The sequence below is a fragment of the Corynebacterium hindlerae genome, assembly GCF_014117265.1.
In the GTDB taxonomy this organism is placed as follows: domain Bacteria; phylum Actinomycetota; class Actinomycetes; order Mycobacteriales; family Mycobacteriaceae; genus Corynebacterium; species Corynebacterium hindlerae.
This window is the reverse complement of the sequence record NZ_CP059833.1, coordinates 2,276,147-2,295,627: the sequence shown is the minus strand read 5'-3', so window position 1 is coordinate 2,295,627 and position 19,481 is coordinate 2,276,147. Positions and strand designations below refer to the sequence as shown.

The window sequence follows — 19,481 nt, the reverse complement described above, 5'->3', positions numbered from 1 at the left end:
AGTTTTTGCGAGGGGTTCTTAGCGTGGATATATCCGCGGTGTACATATTCATTGGGGTGCTGGTTTTGGCCGGCACCATTATCCAAGGCACCATCGGATTCGGTTTAGGAACCATAGCCACACCTATCATCGCCCTGATTGCACCGGAGCTCCTTCCCACTGTGCTGCTCATTCTGGCTTTCTTCATCGCGGCCTACACTTTGATGAAGAACCGTACTGAGACCGAGTGGCGCCTCGTGGGGATCTCTTCCCTAGCACGGTTACCAGGATCATTGCTTGGGGCATGGTCGCTGACGGTACTTTCCTTGCGTGGCCTGCAGCTATTCATTGGCTGCGCCGTGATCCTGGCGATGTCCCTGTCCTGGCTGGGGTGGACGCCCCGCCACAATAATCGAAACACCGTGATCGCAGGTGTTGCTTCCGGCTTCCTTGGCACCACCACGTCCATTGGTGGTCCACCGATGGCGCTGGTGCTCAAGCGGTTCAACCCAGCGAAGGTACGCGGCACCCTCTCAGCTACCTTCGTCATCGGCTGTCTCATATCGCTCACCATTTTGACGCTCAGCCAACACGTAACCATGCATCACGTCGTGGTGGCGGGCGCATATCTCCCGCTGGCGGCGTTGGGGCTGTTCATCGCAGGGAAAATAAATCGGCGAATTGACACGGTTTTGCTCAATAAGCTGGTTGTCATCGTCGCGGGGAGCGCTTCGTTGCTACTTATCGGGCAGTCTCTCAGTACTTCCATTACTTTTTAGGAGTATGAAAATCCTCGACACCTTTGTCTTCATCTTCGCCCACCTGATCCTCGGGGCTATTCTTCTTGTTGTTCTACTAACTAATGAAAACCCGCAAATGGGCATTTACTTTCTCTTGCTGATCCCACTGTCTTTTGCGTCTTTCGTCCTCGTCCCGTTTGCAGTGCTACGCTCCATTGCTTTATTCAACACCGGGCAGACGTTCATGCAGATCGGCTATATCCTGCTAGTCGCCATTTCCATGGTTGGAGGCGGAATGTATCTATCCGATCCTGACAGTGTTCTCGCGCCCGCCGTTTTTACGGTTCCAGCATCATTAGTGCCTATAGCAGTTTGCGGATGGATAACAATCTTCAAATCTTTGAGCCAAAAGAAACCGGTTGTCGTACCGTGAAGGCATGAAACGTCTGCTCACTACTCTCGCCGTTCTACCCCTCGTCGCCTGTTCCCAGGGGCAAACGCCCGATACCGAAATGGTCACCGTCACCACCGTCGTGGAAGCAGCGACCGAATCCGGAACACTAGCACAGCAACCAGCTGAACCGGCACAGCCCGAAAACAAGGTCATTCCGGTTGAAGCTTTGGAAACGCTCGAAGTGCCACCTTTGTGCGGGCATGAAGGTGGGCGGTTGGTAAATGGTGAACTGCCCGTCGAAAAGCACAGCCAATATCCCAATGCATTAGCCCGGCTGGTCCGCCACAAGGATGGGTCACCTCAGGGCGCTTATACCGACATCAACGGTGACGGTCGCGATGAAGCCGTGGTCGCTTACAACTGCGACAAGGGTGGCGCATCGTGGCCCACCAACCTGCTCATCTATGACAATGACCTGAACTTCATCACGGCCATCTCGGACTGGACCGAAGGGGACATGACAGCGCTACGCGCCCATATTCGCACTCTGAGGTGGGATGACTCGAAGGTGTACGTCGATACCTATGGGTGGATGCCGGGAGATGCCTCGGTCGCACCGTCCCGCCTGCTCACCTACGAGCTCACCCTCAATGGAACCGAACCGGTGCTGACGCTGGTATCCAACGAGACAAACCCTAACAAGGGGATTTGATAGCGATTAGTTTCCCACCCCGAACCCCTATCACCGCACTACTGTTAATTCTTATGAGATCCCTTTCCATTTTAGGTATTGGTTCGACGCTGTTGTTGGTGTGGCGATTCTTTTCGCTTCCTCCGGTGCCTGACATGTTGGTCTGGAATGCGGCGGTGGGAGCGCTGGCTGTTGGAGTCGGTGCTACCTTGGCAGATGTTGCCCCCAACAAGGAAAATCGATTTGCGGTGCTGCTTTGGGCCTTGGTGTTCGGTGTTATCCATCAGGTGGTCAACCCGATGGTCGTGATTGAAGAGATCACGGCCGGTATTGCGCTAATTCTGCTGGTAGGAGCGTTTCTCCTCGGGCAGCGTTGGTGGGTGCTAGCGATGGCTGCTGCCATAGCGATTGTTTTTGAGGTGTCGCAGTTTGGCTCTTTTGATCCGTGGCGGTGGCTGCTGGTAGGCGTGTTAGGAATGTTGCTGGTACGAGTTCCGTGGTGGGTGTTGGGGGCGCTCGGCGCGGTGTGCATTGGCGTGGGGCTGTGGATGGCGTTTGCGGGCACATTCTTCAATGGCCCCGGAATGTTACTGATGGCAGGGTTCGGTTTGCTGACGTTGGCGATGCCGATATGGAGGCCGCTGGAGAACGTGGGGCGGCATGCGGTGTCGCTGTACGCGTTGGGATTGGCGTTGGCCGCGGGCTTTGGCGAGGGGTCGGTGACGTTTGGGTGGACGATGTACATCCCGGAGCCGGCCCCTTATAGTGGTGGCCCTACCACGTGGCCGCTGGGCTTTACGCTTCCACAGCTCTGGGTGGGGATCGGCATGCTGGCGGTGTGCGCGGTGTGCGCGTGGCACCGCGGGAAAGGCCCGTTGGAGCGCCTCGCCCACGCAGCTTACCGACACCTATAGCCCGCGTTACTTGGACAGATAGGCGCGCATTGCTTGGTCGGCAAGCTCTTCGCCAGCACCATCGTAGAGATAGACGGCGACGTCCGCACCCTGTTCGCGTAGGGGTTGGCAGTGCTGGCGTTTTTGGGTGGTGCTGGCTACAACCACTTCGGTGTTGGACCGTCTGATGGCTTCCAGGATGTGGAGCGCATCGTAGTGGGATGGGATTGCCATCACGATGACCCGTGGACGCTTGCTGAGTTTAATGCGTGACCACAGCTCAGAGTCGGTGATATCCCCAGCGATGATGTTGTGCCCGGTCTCCCGGAGCAGTTCGATGCGGTCTTCGTCGAAGTCCAAGCCGTAGACCTTCATGCCATATTCGTTTTCCAAGCGGTGGTAGGCGCCGAGCCCAACGCGCCCCATGCCGAAAATCAGGGCGTCAGCATCATCGATGTGTACGGGCCGTTCGTTCGGGGCAAGGCGTTCTGGTGGCAACTCCGGCAGGTGCCGGAGCGCAGCGTGCAGAATTGGGTCCTCAAATTTAGCCATCGCCGACCCTGCGATGAAGCTGCCAGCTACGGCGATAGCCATGATGGAGGTCCAGGACGGCTCGAGGATCCCGTTCGTCACCGCCACCGACATCACGATCAGACCGAACTCGGAGTAGTTGGCCAACGTCACGCCAGAGAGCACGCTGGTGCGCGAGGACATCCCCATGCGGTGAATGGTCACCATGAAAATCAGGGCCTTCGCCACCAAGGCAACAACCAAGAGCCCTGCGATCAGATAGCCGCCAACCCCCGGCAATCCGCCCAAGCCGATCTTGATGAAGAAGGCGACCAACAGCAGCTCGCGGACGCTGACCAGGGCGTCGAAAAGCCGCTCCGACACCGGGTGCCCAGACAGCACCATGCCTGCTACCAACGACCCCAATGAGCCGGACACGCCAGCCAGCTCAAACAACGAGTACGCGCCGACGGCGATTCCGATGCCCGTCAAGACCAGCATCTCACGGCGGAACATCCGGTCCGGCATATGCGACACCAATGGCCGGAGCAGCAACAATAGCGGCAGCGCAATGGCCCACGGCTCCGGAATCCGGCCGGAGGAAAACACCAGCACGCCCACCGCCATGATGTCCTGCAGCACCAACACGCCGATCGCGATACGCCCAACCGACGACCCGTTACGGTTCTGCTCCCGCAGCTGAGACATCACAAACACCGTCGAGGAAAATGACGTGGCAATGCCAATGTAGATAAGGGCCGTGACATCAAGCCCCATCACTTCCTTTAGCGGCAGGAAACGCGCGGCACCGAAAATTACTGCGAAGATCAGGGTGTTTATGATCGCGTGTACCGTCGCTGACCCAATAACGCGCGGACCAGCCACCTCGCGGGGCTTTAGCTTCAGACCGATTGTGAACAGCAACGTGGTCACGCCCAGCTCGGCCATCACATCAATGAACGGGATCTCGTTCAGCCCAATCGCGCTAATCGCGAAACCGGCACCCAGGAATCCGATCAGTGGAGGCAGGCGAAGAACCGACGCCGTGAGGCCACCAATGATCGAAAAGAGCAACGCTGTCAGGTACAGGGAATCCACAGGTCCACCTTAGTTAAAAAGCGCTGTAAGTTCTCGAATGCACGATAATTTACGCGAGAGTTAGCTATGTCATTCCGGGGTTCCTTCCCACCCCCGCAGAATAATTTTAAGAGGAAGTACTCCGCGATTTACACAGCCCATTTCACATACCCCTACCTCGCGGATGTCATCCCCTAAACACGCTCACCTCGCCGTGCCTCCACTGGGCCCGCCAGTTCGCTTCCGCAGATTCTTGCCCATCGCGGAAGCGAACATATACCTTTCCGTCGTCTCTCAGTTTGGCCCAATACACGGTGTTTCCTAGCGAGCCGCGTAGCAGCTGGTCAACATCCTTCACCTGCTCTGCGGGAGCGAATCCAGGGAACTCAGCGCCCGGAGCGTTATCGCTACACTGCATGAAGTCCGCCTCCACGGGAACTCCTTGACGTTGCAGTTCCGCAATTTCAGGCAACTGCGCAACAAACTCTGACCTCGCAGCCTCGCAGGGGCCTGCTTCCCCACCGTTCGCATCAGCGGTTTCTACCAGACGATAACCAGCACGAACAAACAGCCGGGGTTGATCTAGGCTTACCTTCACTTGTTTTGCTGGTCCAGCAAGTTCACCTGCGAGTCCCGCCATGGCGTCAAGCCGGGCGGTGTCAACGCCGGTGATCTCCACTTTTGCATCCCCCGTATCGATAGTTGTGGAAGGGCGCACCTGGACGGAACCTGGATTCGACTGGGAGATGGCGTCGATAAGCATGCGGTGCGTGACGACGCCATCCTCCACCGTCCCCGTCCCCCTCGCCGAGAAACTCACCCCACTGTTCACCATGAGTTTTGCCTCAGCGCTAAACGCGGCCGGAAGCGGGCCGACGGCGTCTTTGAGGACAGGCAGCAGCTCTTTTTCTTGCGTGCGCGATCCGGGTATTGCCCCAGGGTGCGTCCCTAGGAGGAGCTTCGCACCGAACATCGCCGGGACAAGGCACGCGCCCAGCACCACAATGGCCAACACACAACCCAACGAACCACGGTTACGAACCATCACGTTTTCCACCATAGTAGTGGAGCGGGTGGGCTTCAGTCCGGGGCAAATCTTGGCGCCTCACACAATCCGCCCCACGTTAGATACTCTGCTACAGCAAAACCCCAGGTCACGCCAAAGGGAACGGTCCTAACATGGGGCAAATCTTGCTATTGGCGCACTAAACGCTTAGTCAGCCCCGGTCGAAACACATCTGGCTGAAACAGCCACCAGCAGCGGGCCCCAGCCCTAAAGCGTTTTCAACCCATGAGAGCGGAAGATCTCGCGAACTCGTTCGGTGTCCTCTTTGCTTGGTGGCTGGACGTCTTTGAGCTGGTATTCCATCCCCAAAGACTCCCATTTATCGCGCGCCATTTGGTGGAAGGGGAGCACCTCAACCCGGGATAGTGAGCTCCAGCCTTTCATGATTTCTGCGGCGGCTTCGATGTTGCGGGGGTCGTCGGTAAGGCCTGGCACGAGGACGAAGCGACCCCAAATCTCCACCCCGGCTTTGGACAGGCGTTTGCCAAAGTCGATGGTCGGCTGTAGTTTCCGGCCGGTGGTGCGCTCGTAGTAGTCAGGTAGGCCAGACTTGACATCGAGGAGAACGAGGTCGGTGTTTGATAGCATCTCGTCGCTGAGGTTTCGGCCGAGGAACCCGGAGGTGTCGATGGCCGTGTGGATCCCCATTTCCTTTGCACCGCGGAGCAGCTTAGCCAGGAAGGCTGGCTGCATCAGTGGCTCTCCTCCGGAGAACGTCACACCGCCCTTGGAGACGCGGAAGATGGTCTGGTAGCGCTTGATGCGTTCGAGAACGGCATCCGCTGTGGCTGGGGTGCCGTCGTGTGCGTGCATCGTGTCCGGGTTGTGACAGTACAGGCAGCGCAGTGGGCAGCCCGCGAAAAATATTGTCATCCGGGTTCCTGGCCCGTCCATGGCTGTGACCAATTCCCATGAGTGCAGGGACCCGAGGTCACCACTGCGCACTGCCATGATGTGTTCGTGGTGGGTCATCTCAGGTGCGCGCGCGATTCCGTCTAAACCTTTTCCGGCGGCGCGGGGGACCTCATTTTCCAGGGGTTGCGGCGCATACTCGCCGGTAGAGCCCTCCCCTACCCTGAAGTATGTGCGAGCATCAAGCTGCTGATTTGCCATCGTTCTTCCTTAAAACGAGCCGGGCGCGGGAGTGTCTCCCTTGCGCCCGGCTCGTTTACCGCTGTGCGGTAGTCGTGTTACATCTGGTCGTGGAACGTGCGGGACAGCACGTCGAGCTGCTGCTCACGGGTGAGGCGCACGAAGTTCACGGCGTAACCCGACACACGGACGGTGAGCTGTGGGTACTTCTCCGGGTTCTCCATTGCGTCTTCGAGGGTTTCACGGTTGAGAACGTTAACGTTGGCGTGGTACAGGCCCTGAACGCCACCGTTGCTCTCGCGCTGAGCCTTCATCGAGGCGAGTCGCTCTTCATAGGTTGCAGCCATTTTTTGGTCTCCTTTTCCTGGTTAGCCCTTGACCACCATGCCGGCATCGAGGATGCCGACGAGGTTGGTGATCTGCTCGTCTTCATTGCGGCCGAGGGAGCTTGGGATGATGGTGTTGGTCAGTGAAATTCCGTCGAGGGCATCGTTGTAGTCAAGCTTACCGACGGACAGCATCGAAGCCAGCATGCCATGGGTATCGGCTCCGTTTTCTGGGTTTGCGCCTGGGGCGAATGGGGTGCCTGCGCGGTGGCCCGATGGGAAGTTACCCGTGTTCTTGCCGTACACGACGTTCGAGGTGATCGTCAGTACCGACTGCGTTGGGATCGCATTGCGGTACATCGGGTTTTCCTTGATCTTGCTCATCACGGTGTGGACGACGGTGGCAGCGATCTCGTCGGCGCGGTCGTCGTCATTGCCGTAGCGAGGGAAGTCACCTTCTGTGCGGTAGTCAACAATCAAGCCGGTTTCATCGCGAACCGGGTACACCTTGGCGTACTTGATGGCGGACAGGGAGTCAGCCACGATGGACAGGCCGGCGATACCGCAGCCCATGGTGCGGACGATGTCGGTGTCATGGAGCGCCATTTCCAGGGCCTCATAGGCGTACTTGTCGTGGCTCCAGTGGATGATGTTGAGGGCCTCAACGTAGGTGGCGACCACCCAGCTGAGCATATCCTCGTACTTCTCCCAAACCTGGTCAAAGTCCAGTGGGCCGTCGCCCTCAATGGCGTCGTATCCGGTGACGATCTGCTTACCCGTCATCTCGTCACGGCCACCGTTCATCGCGTACAACAGCGACTTCGCGGCGTTGACGCGTGCGCCGAAGAACTGCATTTGCTTACCGACGAGCATCGGAGACACACAACACGCGATCGCGGCGTCGTCGCCCCAGTGGTCAGAAATCTGGCGGTCAGCTTCGTACTGAATCGAGGAGGTCTTGATGGAGATCTCAGCACAGAAGCGCTTGTAGCCTTCGGGGAGGTTCTCCGACCAGAAAATGGTGATGTTTGGTTCCGGTGCTGGGCCCAGGTTCACGAGGGTCTGCAGCAGACGGAAGGAAGTCTTTGTCACGAGAGTGCGACCGTCAGCGCCGAAGCCAGCATCGGACCAGGTTGCCCAGTATGGGTCACCGGAGAAGATCTGGTCGTAGGCCTCGGTACGAAGGAAACGGACGATGCGCAGCTTGATCACCAGGGCATCGATGATTTCCTGGGCTGCTTGTTCGTCCAGGATGCCGCGCTTGAAGTCACGCTCGAAGTAGATGTCGAAGAAGGCAGACACACGTCCGAAGGACATTGCTGCGCCGTCCTGCGACTTGATCGCGCCGAGGTAGCCGAAGTAGGTCCACTGCACGGCTTCCTTTGCCGTGTCAGCGGGACGGGAAATGTCGAAGCCGTAGGCAGCAGCCATGGCCTTGAGCTTTTCCAAAGCATGGATCTGCTCTGCGATCTCTTCCTGGTCGCGTGCCCAGTCTTGCGAGAATGGCATGTCTGCGCGAGCGTTCTTATCGGCCTTCTTTTCTTCGATGAGGCGATCCACACCGTAGAGGGCCACGCGACGGTAGTCACCAATGATGCGGCCACGACCGTAGGCATCTGGCAGGCCGGTGATAATGTGTGACGAGCGGGCTGCGCGGATGCGTGGGGTGTAGACGTCGAAGACGCCTTGGTTGTGAGTCTTACGGTAGCGGGAGAAGATCTCCTTGACCTCAGGCTTGGCTTCCATGCCTGCCTCTTGGATTGCGGTTTCCACCATGCGCCAACCGCCAAACGGCATCATTGCGCGCTTGAGCGGAGTGTCGGTCTGCAGACCGACGATCACATCATCGTTCTCGGAAATGTATCCGGGTGCGAATGCGTCAATATCCGCTGGGGTTTCCAGGTCAATGTCGTAGACTCGCTTCTCTCGTTCCACCGAGAGGAAGTTCTTTTCGAGGTCTTCCCACAGACCGAGGGTTTTGTCTGTAGGGCCAGAGAGGAACTCCTTATCGCCTTCGTAGGGCTGGTAGTTCTTTTGGATGAAGTCGCGAACGTCGATTGACCGCTGCCACTCCCCCTCTGTGAATCCTTGCCACTGTTCAGTGTGCTTGATCGATTCTGATTCGATGGCCACGCCTTATACTCCTTAGGTCTTGCCAAATTCGTCTCCATTCTAGAGACATTCACCCCAGCTTTTGAAGGGCAGGGAGATAGATCACATAAGGTTTGTTGAACAAAATCCCAGGTCGGCTACCACTAAGTGAGAAGGCTCACTTAAATTCTTCCGAATCCCCTTTTATCGATTAACCAAATTGAGTCCCAAAACATTGAAAACGAGACTTTTTTGTTATCGCTGCCCGCCCTCTCGAACCGATCTAGATGGCGGACGCCGTGTCAGAAACCTACCGCAACGGATCAAACGGCTTGATCGCAGGGTCGACCTCCCCGGTGGCAATCTGCTGTACCAGCAGCTTTCCTGATACTGGCCCAAGAACGATGCCCCACATGCCATGACCACCGCAAACATAGACGTTTGGGGCCTTGGTAGCGCCGATAAGCGGCAGACCATCCGGGGTCACAGGACGCGACCCCACCCATTCATCCTGACGATCCTCCCAGTTCACCCCAGTAAACATTGGTGCGGTGACGCGTTCAATCGCGTCCACACGTGAAGGCTCGAACGCCTCATCAGGACCACGGAACTCCATGGTGCCGGCAACGCGGAGACGACCTTGGTATGGAGTGCAGGCAACGCGAAGGTGCGGCAGGTAGATCGCGTGTTTCGGTTCGTTTTCTGTTGGGACAGAGAATGAGTAGCCACGCCCGGCTTGCACCATTGTTTTCACGCCCAGCGGGCGGGCAAGCTTCGGAAGCCACGCCCCGTTTGCAAGGACAACGGCGTCCGCGGTGCGCCACTGGCCGTCGGCAAGCTGCACCGCAGGTTTGCGTGTCGACGTCACCCCGGTCACCTCAACGCCCGTTTCGATCTGTCCGCCGCGGCCGAGGAAGGACTTCGCGAGTGCCTCGCAGTACGGGCCAGGTTCAATGAACCGTTGGCCGCCCAGCCGGTACACGACCTGCGCTTCCTCCGACAGCAGCGGTTCGAAGGAAGACACCTGGTCAGCGCTGACCCGTTCAAACGGGATCTCCTGGCCGTGGCGCACCGCACCCTCGACTTCCTCCAGGAACCCCTTGGCCTCGGATTCTTTGCGGAAGGCGACAACAAAGTCCTCATCGCTTAGCTTCGCCTCGACGCCGTTTTCAGCAAGTTCATCAAAGGCCTCGAGGGCAAGCAGGTCCACCTCGGTCAACGCAGCCATCGTGGTGTCCCATTTGCGTTGCGTAGCATGCGACATGAAGCGCGCGACAAAGGACCACAGCTTCGGATCAACGCGCTTGGGTACGGACAGTGCAGCATCCGGATCCAGCAGCGCGGTGAGCCCGTAAGACCATAGGCCCGTGTTCGCAAGCGGGATCGTTTTTCCCGGCGCGAGCCAACCGGCATTACCCCATGACGCGCCACCTGCCACGCCAATGCGATCCACAACCTTGACCTCGTAGCCGTAGTTTTGCAGATGCCAGGCGGTGGCCAATCCCGTCATTCCTGCACCAACAACCAGTGCCGTACTCACATCTCCTCCTTGTGCTCTTGCTCACATTCTCGATTGTCACCTCATTGTAGATTCGTAGCTAGACTACGGACTATCAGTTGCAGAAAACTCTCACGATGACCTGCAAAAATGAGAGGATCCGCTCAGAAGGGAGGCCAAACAGGCATGGATAATGTCATCGATGACACAGACCAAGCGATCATCAATGCTCTGAAGAGCAACGCCCGGCTGCCCATCGCCGACGTCGCAGCCGCTGCACACATCAGCACCGCTACTGCACACCGACGACTGAAGAAACTCATCGATTCTGGCGTTATCCGCGGGTTTACCACCCTTGTTGCCCAAACCTCGAACGAGCAGGGCACCCAGGCCCTGGTCCACATCAGTTTGCACAACAATTACCGCAGTACGCTGCGGAGATTTTATGACTTTTTACGCGACCTGCCGGAGGTGCAACGCGTGTATTTCCTCTCCGGCGCGCACGATTTCGCGGCGCACGTTAACTGCAGAGATTCGGCAGCGCTCTCGACGTTTGTTTCAGACACCATTAGTCGGCGGGAAGAAGTGGCCTCCACCAACACCAGCTTCATCTTTACGTACAGCGATTGACGTGCAGTTGGGGGCACCCTACTAACCAAAGCGCGCTCGAAGCAAGCTCCTCCCCTAGACTCTTAGAGAGCATTTAACAGTGGATTATGGAGTGTGTCATGCGTCGAATCGCAGTCTTTGCATGTGGCCTGTTATTGGTGGGGTGTTCTTCGGGCAATGGCGTCGATAAGCCAGCGCCAGAGACCGCCGGCGAAGTGACCGCCGAAGCTGCCGCGTTGGAGACGAAGCACGCAGCGCTTATCGACGCCTACACCACCGTCCTCAACAACCCGGGGGCTTACGAGTTCAACAAAACCGACCGTTTCGAACCCACCGGCACCTATTCTTACGCTATCGCCGAGGTCACCGGGGATGATCAACCCGATCTGCTCCTGAAAGCCGACGCCCGCGACTTCTGGGCTCCCGTAACGGTTTTCAGCAAGCCCAAAGATGGTGAGCTTTTCAATACTCGTGAGGTGTTGATTTGGGGCGCGGGTTCCGCCGGTGGCGGACGCGCGAACATCGCCACTTCCCCGCTTGGGAACGGCCTGTTTCAAATCACAGGACAATCAATTCAGCGAGAATGGGAAGCTGAGCTGTTCGTGGTCAAGGATCACCAGTTGGTTCCTGGCAATGGCAAAGCCACCGTCCCGGCTACGAATCTGTATAGCGGCGGATATCGGGAAGTGGAATGGACCCCGAGTACCGACCTTGGCCCATTGAACCAACTGGGCGCCAGTAAACCTGCGGCGCCGAAAGGCGAAGCCACCGAGACAATTGCGCACAAATGCGGGGTGTACGCAGACACCGCAGTATTCACCGGAACCGACGCCACCTCATGCGAATTCGCCAGAGCAGTAGCGACCGCAGCTGCCGGTAAAACCGGTTCGTTCGAGGTAACAGCAACCAGCCCAGTCACGAACCAGAATTACACCATGAACTGCAGCGGAACCGACGCCGAAACCGTCTGCACCGGCGGCAACAACGCCTCCGTGGTGCTGCGGCCAGCAGGGGCAGTTGAGCTGAACACTGTATACGACCAATCATTCGAAGGAACCGTAGTTCTAAAACGGGCACTGGAAGTTACAAACCACCTCGGCGTCCCCAATGGCGAAGGCCCTGACAACGAGTACTTCATGCTTGTCCTGGACACGCCTCAGCCAGCGACCGCGATGAAAGCAGGCCCAGACCGCCCAGTGACCAACACAGTCGATTCCATTGGGCTGGCAAGAAAAGATTTCACACCTTACGGCGTTCTGGATACCACCGCGCCCTGGCGCCTCTACGAAGGCAAACGGATCCGCTTGCACATCAACACTATTTCAATGCGTTACCAAACCGATGCGAGCCTGCCCTGGGGCAAACCACGAGTAGACAACTTCCAGGCCGACTACCAGGTAGAAGTACTGGACTAGCAAGCACCGCTTACCGACGGGCGGTAGCGCCGGGATCGTCTACCGCACTAGAAAAGTAGGCCTCCGCAAACGTGCCGGGCTCGGAAAGATCGATCTGGCAGATCTGCTGAATCTTTGCGATCCGATTCCTAACAGTATGCCGATGGATACCTAAGGCCTGCGCTGTGTCCTCAAGCTTGCCTCCCTCCTTGAGATACACAGTCAAGGTGCGGGCATAGGACGTACCGGAGTGCTTATCTTCGAGTTCCAGGCGGCCGAAAAGCTCCTGTTTACGAGCGATAAGAGCCTGAACCACTGTGGGCTCATGAAGCCAGGGAAGCTGAATAGAGTCAGGAAGTGCGTGTTCTCCTAAAGCGAGGAGCTCTGCCCGGGAACGCAAAGCTGCGACATAAGTTTCATCTGGGTGCGCCACTGGTCGACCGATTGCTACGCGAACACGCCTGGCTGCCGACCCTAGCTCTGTAAGGATCTCCTCCACTGGTTGATTTGGGAGAGCAAGGACCAATGCTGCGTGGTCCGGCAACAGTACCGAAAACAAGAACCTTCCTACTTCCTCTGCGCTGTGGTCCAGCGAGGAAAGAGCGAGGCGAAGACCCGAAGAATTATCCGCCACCAAAACAATCGGCCTGGTCAGTCCTTTATCATCCGTAGGCGAGTCAAATGCACTGGGTAGAAGTTCACCTTCCTTGGTCAGCCCTAACCGCACTGCGAGTGCAAAGGAATTCAATTCGTTGCGGGCTGCTCGGAGTTCATGCGGGCGTGCTAGCAGAACGTCTGCAAGGCCAGCACAATGACGGACGAGAGTACGCTGCGCGCTGGTTAACCGAGAGGCCGAACGAATCTCCAATACATGATGTCTTCCCGAGCGAGCCGGCATCTTGTAGGAAGAATAATGCAGTTTTTCACTGGCAGGCGATGACAAAGCACTAGCACTTCCAGCCAGCGAACCGGCACTACCAACAATGCTCACGCGCGCCTGAAGGAGCTCCGCAGCTTCCTTGAGAAGGGAGTCAAGAGAGCCTGTTGTGGCAGAGGCCGTGAGTCGTTGTTGTGCATCCATGAGCTTCTGCTGCTCAAGATGCGCGAGCCGCTGCCTCTCCTGATGAGCCGCTGTGACGATCGAAATAAAAGGAATATGCTGAGGGACCTCATATAGACCGATACCTCGTCGACGTGCTGTGTCCATAACAATTTCGGGCACCGTAGCAAAGGGCACACCAGTGCCAAAGCCAATCGCCACCGCACCTGCATCAACGAGGTGGTCGATGTAATGGCCAAGCTCCTCCGGCCGCTCACGGAAAGCGATTCCTAGGGTGAGCACCAAAGAATCCGCTTGAATGAATTCCTCCGCGTTCTCCAACTCCGAAGGTTGCACTACCGAGAATCCCTGTGCAGCTGGGGCTATGTGTTCAATTAGCGCAAGACTTCGGTTGTTCGCGAGCCAGGAAAATGTCAGCATTTATCCTCTATGTACAACTAGGAAACACACATTCGCCATAGTGTACATGGCCTAGGACACATCTGTGTAGTTATGCTGACGCGCAGCACTTTTCCCTACACATAAGGAGTTCCCATGAAGGACCTGACCTACCATCTCCCGCAGCAACGTCAACTCGTCACCGACGGGATGGGGACCAAGAGTTCAGCTCTGGACGAGCGCCGTCGCGCTTCCGTCGCCCGCGCCTTGTCCCCAGGATTGCCAGGGTACGTCGTTGCCGCAGACGGCGGTGTGCTCGTCGATGCTGACGGCAACTCCTTTATCGATTTCGCCTCCGGGATCGCGGTAACGTCCGTGGGCGCGTCCAACCCGCGCGTCGTTAAGGCTGTTGCTGAGGCTGCCGCAGCCTTCACTCACACGTCGTTCATGGTCTCCCCCTACGAGTCCTACGTGGCAGTGTGCGAAAAGCTCAACGAACTGACCCCTGGTGACCACGAGAAGAAGTCAGCCCTGTTCAACTCGGGCGCCGAGGCCGTCGAAAACGCGGTAAAGGTCGCCCGTTCCTACACTGGAAAAAATGGTGTTGCAGTGTTCGACCGTGGCTACCACGGCCGTACCAACTTGACGCTAGCGATGACGGCCAAGAACAAGCCCTACAAAACCAAGTTCGGCCCATTCGCTTCCGATGTGTACCGGGTGCCGGGATCCTACCCGCTTCGCGACGGGCTCTCCGGCGAGGAAGCTGCGCACCGTTCGATCACGATGATCGAGCAGCAGATCGGAGCAGAGAACCTAGCATGCGTCGTGATCGAACCGATCCAGGGCGAGGGTGGTTTCATCGTTCCTGCTGACGGCTTCCTGCCTGCTATCGCCCAGTGGTGTCGCGACAATAATGTCGTCTTCGTTGCCGATGAGATTCAGGCTGGTTTCTGTCGCACGGGCGAATGGTTCTCCGTGGACCACGAAGGCGTCGTTCCAGACATCGTTACCACGGCTAAGGGCATCGCAGGCGGCATGCCGCTTTCTGGTGTGACCGGTCGCGCGGAAATGATGGACGCCCCCATCGCTGGCGCGCTCGGTGGCACTTACGGTGGCAACCCCGTGGCATGTGCCGCCGCCCTGGCTGCCATCGAAGAGATGAAAACTTTGAAGCTTAAGGAGCGCGCACTAGAAATCGAAGCCATCGTCCGCGAGCACCTTGAGCCTCTCACTGCACTGGCTGGCGTACGTGAAGTGCGTGGCCGTGGCGCAATGATGGCGATCGAGCTAGAAAGTGCTTCTGCGACCGCGGCGGTCGCCGCATCGTGCAAAGCCCAAGGCATTCTCATCCTTACCTGCGGTATGGACGGCAACGTAATCCGTCTTCTGCCCGCCCTCACCATTCCTGAGTCCCTGCTCACCGAGGGGCTGACCATCCTTTCCGATGCAATCAAGAAGGAGGCCAACTAAATGCTGCTCGATCAAAGACTCCCGCAAGATATCCCGACTGGGACCGGTGACAAGTCCTTCGAAGTGGTCGATCCCGCTACGGAGGACGCGATCGCGACAGTCAACGACACAGATGCAACCGTTTGGTTGGAGGCCCTGGGCAAAGCCGTAGCAGCGCAAGCCTCCTGGGCGCAGTTCGCTCCTCGTACCCGTTCGGAGATCATGCAGGCGGTTTTTGAGGAAATCACCCGACGCGCTGACGATTTTGCCCGGACAATGACCATTGAAATGGGCAAGCCACTGGTTGAATCTTTTGGTGAGGTCACTTACGGTGCGGAGTACTTCCGTTGGTTCGCGGAGGAAGCCGTTCGGGTGCCGGGTCGGCTGGCCCACGCGCCAGCCGGCAACGGCGATATCTTAGTAACCCGCACCCCGGTAGGGCCGGTGTTGGCGATCACACCGTGGAATTTTCCCCTTGCGATGGCGACCCGAAAGATTGCTCCTGCTATGGCAGCAGGATGCCCAGTGCTGGTCAAGCCTGCTCAGGAAACTCCGTTGACCATGCTATTGGTGGGCAAGATCATCGCTGACATCCTGGAATCGTTCGGGGCTCCGCGTGATCTAGTGCAGATCCTTCCCACGACCGATGCCGCGGGGATGTCGACAACCCTCATGCAGGACGGTCGCCTACGGAAGATCACTTTCACCGGCTCTACCGGTGTAGGCAAGGTGTTGGTTAAGCAGTCTGCCGACAACCTACTGCGTACCTCCATGGAACTGGGCGGAAATGCCCCCTTCGTGGTTAACCACGACGCTGATCTCGACCTCGTACTGACCTGCGCCATGCAGGCAAAAATGCGAAACGGTGGCGAGGCGTGCATCGCCGCTAACAGGTTCCTGGTTCACGAGGATATTGTCGAGGAATTCACTTCCCGCCTGGTCGGCGCGATGTCTGCTGTGACCATGGGCCCGGGGCTTAACGACGGCGTTACCCTCGGAGCCCTGATCACCGCGAAGCAACGCGATGGCATTGCCGCGCTTGTCGACGAAGCACGAGCCGCAGGCGCCACTGTCCACTGCGGCGGTGAAGTTCCCGCCGGCAAGGGATTCTTCTATCCCGCCACTGTACTATCCAACGTTCCCTCCGATGCACGCATCATTAAGGAAGAAATCTTCGGCCCTGTCGCAACAGTCACCTCATTTTCGTCTCTCGATGAAGCGATCGCGCTGGCCAATGACACCGATTTTGGCTTGGCAGCCTACGGCTTTAGCGAAAACATTCACACGTGCCGCAGGTTCGCAACAGAATTGAACGCTGGGATGGTCGGCATCAACCGTGGCGCGATTTCTGATCCGGCAGCCCCATTCGGCGGAATCAAGCAGTCCGGTTTTGGCCGTGAAGGAGGCACTGAAGGCATCGAGGAGTACCTCGATGTCAGATATGTCGCCCTCTAGGTCGCTCGATTTACTCATTGAAAGAACTGAAAAATGTCCACTACCACTACGGTCTCCCCTCGTGAAGACTACAAGGAAAGCCACATCAGCCCGTTGCAAGGCGTTGCGCTGATCTTCGGCACTAACATCGGGGCCGGAATTTTGAGTCTCCCCTATGCGGGACGAAACGGCGGATTCCTGGCACTGTTCCTCGCTCTATTTATTGCTGGAACTTTGACGACGATCTCCATGCTGTACGTCGCCGAGGTCTCTCTGCGAACCAAACGCCCTATGCAGCTGTCAGGCCTGGCTGAACAGTACTTAGGCAATTGGGGTCGGTGGGCTGTGTTCGTCGCCATCATGGTGAACGGCACCGGCGCCCTGATCGCTTACGCCGCCGGTTCCGGTGAGCTCTTGAACAACCTGATCGGCATTCCCCCGATAGCAGGAACGTTGGTGTTCTTCCTCATCGGTTCAATCATCATGTACAAAGGGCTTGAGGCGACAGGAGTTTCAGAACTCCTGATCACTACAGCCATGGCCTTGATCATCTTTATCCTGTGTGGCTGGACTTTTATCGGCCCGGGTATCAGCCTCAGCAACGTATGGGTGTTCAACCCATACTTCATCATCCCGATCATGAACCTCGCTGTATTTACCTTCATGGCACAGTACGTGGTGCCTGAACTCGCACGAGGAATGGAAAAGCAGCATTCGGCACAGATTTCCAAAGCAATTATTGCTGGGATGGTTGTCACCGGGTTCATGCTCTCGCTAGTCCCGTTTGCAGCTCTTGGTCTACTCGGCCACTCAGTTTCCGAAGTTGTCACCCTCTCGTGGGGAGAAGAACTCGGCCGGTCTGCGTACTACATGGCTAACGTCTTCGCCCTGCTAGCTATGTTTACCTCCTTCATGGCTATCGGGTACACCACCATGCGCAACGTCATCGATATAGCGCATTGGCCCCAGCACGGTAAGCAACGCGCGATCGCAGTACTCATTACTGTTTTGATCCCCCTGTTTATCTCTTTAGCAGGATTCGGTGGTTTTGTTTCTGCACTGAGTTACGCAGGTGGACTCGCGGGAGTAATCATGTCAATCGTTCCAGTCCTGCTACTCAATGCTTCTCGCGTTCGCGGAAACAGGGATCCCGCTTGGACGGTCGGTTGGAGCTCCCATCCCTTGATCCAATGGACGATCATCCTCGTCTACGGACTCGCTGGCCTCTACTCAGTGGGGACCATCCTCGGGATCGTACCTGCTGGATGGCAATAAGGAGCCGTAAGTTCGTTGTCCGTATTCGTAGCTAGCTGCGGATATTAGAAACACCTTGTACTAAAGAAACAGCCTGGAGCAAATAGCTCCAGGCTGTTTTACTTCGCCGCCCCCCACTAAGGGCTTAGTAATTTCACCTACTGTTTATTTTGCGACATAGTACAACTGTTTGTTCACAAACTCATCCATTCCCAGAGGTCCAAGCTCACGACCGTAGCCGGAATTCTTTACACCACCGAATGGCAACTCTGTGCCTTCTCCGGCAGGGGTGTTCACGTTAGCCATTCCTACCTCGAGCTTTGAAGCAACTGCCTTAGCGCGAGCTTCGTCCTGAGAAAAGACTGCCCCACCAAGCCCGTAGCGGGAATCATTAGCGATCTCCAGGGCCTCCTCTTCGGAGGTAGCTTTGAACACCGCGGCTACCGGACCGAAGAACTCTGTGTAGAACGGCTCAGAACCACGTGGAATATCTGTGATCACAGCTGGTGAAACATAAGCACCAGCTTCAGAAAGTTCACCACCCACGCGAAGTGTCGCTCCGGCGGAGACTGCCTCTTCGAGTTGATTACGAAGAGTCTCTGCTGCTTGTCGCGAGGACAGCGGGCAGTATGTTCCTTCTTCGAAAGCATCCCAGGTAGTTGGCGTCATATTTTCTGCCAGCGCGACGAGTTCCGAAACAAACTCATCGTAGATATCATTCATAACGATGATCCGCTTGTTGGAGTTGCAGGCCTGGCCCGTGTTCACCATGCGTGTGTCCCAGGCAAGCTTCGCTGCTTCTTTAACGTCTTTGGTGTCAAGGACGATGTACGGATCGGTTCCACCCAATTCCAAAACTACTTTTTTCAAATACTTGCCTGCTTGGGCAGCCACCGCAGAGCCGGCTCGTTCGGAGCCGGTCAAGGACACTCCCCTGATGCGCGAGTCAGCGATGATGTCAGAAATCTGCTCGTGAGAGGCGAAAAGGTTCGTGTAAACCCCCTCAGGGATCCCCGCTTCTTTTACCAGTTTTTCAATGCGCAGCGCACTTTGCGGGCAAATCTCAGCGTGCTTAAGGATCACGGTGTTGCCAAGCATGAGGTTCGGACCAATGAAGCGAGCCACCTGGTAGTAGGGGAAATTCCACGGCATGATACCCAGGAGTGGTCCGATGGGAAGCTTCCGGATGTAAGCGGCTGAATTCGGTGATTCGATCGGCTGATCTGCAGCAAAATCCTCACCGTTATCCGCATAGTAATTGATGATGTCAGCGGAGAATTCAATCTCCTCGATCATCTCTTCCAACGGCTTTCCCATTTCGATGCACGAGATCTTAGCCAATTCTTCTTTGTTGTCGCGCAGCAACTGGGCCAAGCGATTAAGGGCAGATCCTCGCTCACCAAAGGACTTATCAGCCCAGCTTCCGTATGCCTCAGTGGCATTGGCCACAGCTTGTTTGACCTGAGCATCGGTAGCTTGTTCAAAGCTTTCGACGATCTCGTTAGTGGACGGATCTTGAACACGATAGGTGGTAGACATTTTTCTC

Annotated in this window: 15 protein-coding genes and 2 pseudogenes; 9 read left to right on the top strand and 8 right to left on the bottom strand. The window is 57.0% G+C overall.

Annotated features, from left to right (window positions below; translation table 11 throughout):
• Window positions 1-23: 23 nt before the first annotated feature.
• From HW450_RS11110 to HW450_RS11095, 4 genes are read left to right on the top strand one after another with little or no spacing between them, the layout of a single operon-like run.
• On the top strand, window positions 24-758 hold the full coding sequence (locus tag HW450_RS11110; protein ID WP_232843253.1) for a sulfite exporter TauE/SafE family protein: 735 nt from the start codon (window positions 24-26) through the stop codon (window positions 756-758).
• 4 nt (window positions 759-762) lie between these two features.
• Window positions 763-1,152, top strand: coding sequence for a hypothetical protein (locus tag HW450_RS11105; protein ID WP_182385679.1), 390 nt, complete (start codon window positions 763-765; stop codon window positions 1,150-1,152).
• A 4-nt stretch (window positions 1,153-1,156) separates the two neighbouring features.
• Window positions 1,157-1,825, top strand: coding sequence for a hypothetical protein (locus HW450_RS11100; RefSeq protein WP_182385678.1), 669 nt, complete (start codon window positions 1,157-1,159; stop codon window positions 1,823-1,825).
• Window positions 1,826-1,878: 53 nt separating this feature from the next.
• Window positions 1,879-2,718 carry a hypothetical protein gene (locus HW450_RS11095; protein ID WP_182385677.1) on the top strand — a complete coding sequence of 280 codons (840 nt, stop codon included), beginning with the start codon at window positions 1,879-1,881 and terminating at the stop codon, window positions 2,716-2,718.
• A 6-nt stretch (window positions 2,719-2,724) separates the two neighbouring features.
• On the opposite strand, the gene HW450_RS11090 is transcribed toward HW450_RS11095, so the two are convergent.
• From HW450_RS11090 to HW450_RS11065, 6 genes and pseudogenes are all read right to left on the bottom strand, one after another.
• Window positions 2,725-4,305 carry a cation:proton antiporter domain-containing protein gene (locus tag HW450_RS11090; RefSeq protein ID WP_182385676.1) on the bottom strand — a complete coding sequence of 527 codons (1,581 nt, stop codon included), beginning with the start codon at window positions 4,303-4,305 and terminating at the stop codon, window positions 2,725-2,727.
• A 166-nt stretch (window positions 4,306-4,471) separates the two neighbouring features.
• Window positions 4,472-5,332 carry a hypothetical protein gene (locus HW450_RS11085; RefSeq protein WP_182385675.1) on the bottom strand — a complete coding sequence of 287 codons (861 nt, stop codon included), beginning with the start codon at window positions 5,330-5,332 and terminating at the stop codon, window positions 4,472-4,474.
• 225 nt (window positions 5,333-5,557) lie between these two features.
• Window positions 5,558-6,463: a pyruvate formate-lyase-activating protein gene (gene pflA, locus HW450_RS11080; protein ID WP_182385674.1), complete on the bottom strand. Its 906-nt coding sequence runs from the start codon at window positions 6,461-6,463 to the stop codon at window positions 5,558-5,560.
• Between the two features lie 77 nt (window positions 6,464-6,540).
• A pseudogene (gene grcA2 / locus HW450_RS13185) lies at window positions 6,541-7,074 on the bottom strand (autonomous glycyl radical cofactor GrcA2).
• A 3-nt stretch (window positions 7,075-7,077) separates the two neighbouring features.
• A pseudogene (locus HW450_RS11070) lies at window positions 7,078-8,901 on the bottom strand (pyruvate formate lyase family protein); the annotation flags it as partial.
• A gap of 268 nt (window positions 8,902-9,169) precedes the next feature.
• Window positions 9,170-10,399, bottom strand: coding sequence for an NAD(P)/FAD-dependent oxidoreductase (locus tag HW450_RS11065; RefSeq protein WP_182385671.1), 1,230 nt, complete (start codon window positions 10,397-10,399; stop codon window positions 9,170-9,172).
• Between the two features lie 144 nt (window positions 10,400-10,543).
• On the opposite strand from HW450_RS11065, the gene HW450_RS11060 reads away from it, so the two are divergent.
• On the top strand, window positions 10,544-10,987 hold the full coding sequence (locus HW450_RS11060) for an Lrp/AsnC family transcriptional regulator (RefSeq protein ID WP_182385670.1): 444 nt from the start codon (window positions 10,544-10,546) through the stop codon (window positions 10,985-10,987).
• A gap of 98 nt (window positions 10,988-11,085) precedes the next feature.
• The gene (locus tag HW450_RS11055) at window positions 11,086-12,381 is read left to right on the top strand and encodes a hypothetical protein (protein WP_182385669.1); all 1,296 of its coding nucleotides are present in this window, start codon (window positions 11,086-11,088) and stop codon (window positions 12,379-12,381) included.
• A 10-nt stretch (window positions 12,382-12,391) separates the two neighbouring features.
• Here the strand turns inward: HW450_RS11055 and HW450_RS11050 are convergent, their stop codons facing one another.
• Window positions 12,392-13,840: a helix-turn-helix domain-containing protein gene (locus HW450_RS11050; protein WP_182385668.1), complete on the bottom strand. Its 1,449-nt coding sequence runs from the start codon at window positions 13,838-13,840 to the stop codon at window positions 12,392-12,394.
• A 114-nt stretch (window positions 13,841-13,954) separates the two neighbouring features.
• Here HW450_RS11050 and gabT point away from each other — a divergent pair, with 114 nt between their 5' ends.
• From gabT to HW450_RS11035, 3 genes are read left to right on the top strand one after another with little or no spacing between them, the layout of a single operon-like run.
• Entirely contained in the window at window positions 13,955-15,268 is a 1,314-nt protein-coding gene (gabT, locus tag HW450_RS11045; RefSeq protein ID WP_182385667.1) for a 4-aminobutyrate--2-oxoglutarate transaminase, read from the top strand.
• The gene (locus HW450_RS11040) at window positions 15,269-16,702 is read left to right on the top strand and encodes an NAD-dependent succinate-semialdehyde dehydrogenase (protein ID WP_182385666.1); all 1,434 of its coding nucleotides are present in this window, start codon (window positions 15,269-15,271) and stop codon (window positions 16,700-16,702) included.
• Between the two features lie 33 nt (window positions 16,703-16,735).
• Window positions 16,736-17,956: an aromatic amino acid transport family protein gene (locus HW450_RS11035; RefSeq protein ID WP_182385665.1), complete on the top strand. Its 1,221-nt coding sequence runs from the start codon at window positions 16,736-16,738 to the stop codon at window positions 17,954-17,956.
• Between the two features lie 144 nt (window positions 17,957-18,100).
• Here HW450_RS11035 and HW450_RS11030 read toward each other — a convergent pair whose 3' ends face one another.
• Window positions 18,101-19,474, bottom strand: coding sequence for an NAD-dependent succinate-semialdehyde dehydrogenase (locus HW450_RS11030; RefSeq protein ID WP_182385664.1), 1,374 nt, complete (start codon window positions 19,472-19,474; stop codon window positions 18,101-18,103).
• Window positions 19,475-19,481: the final 7 nt, after the last annotated feature.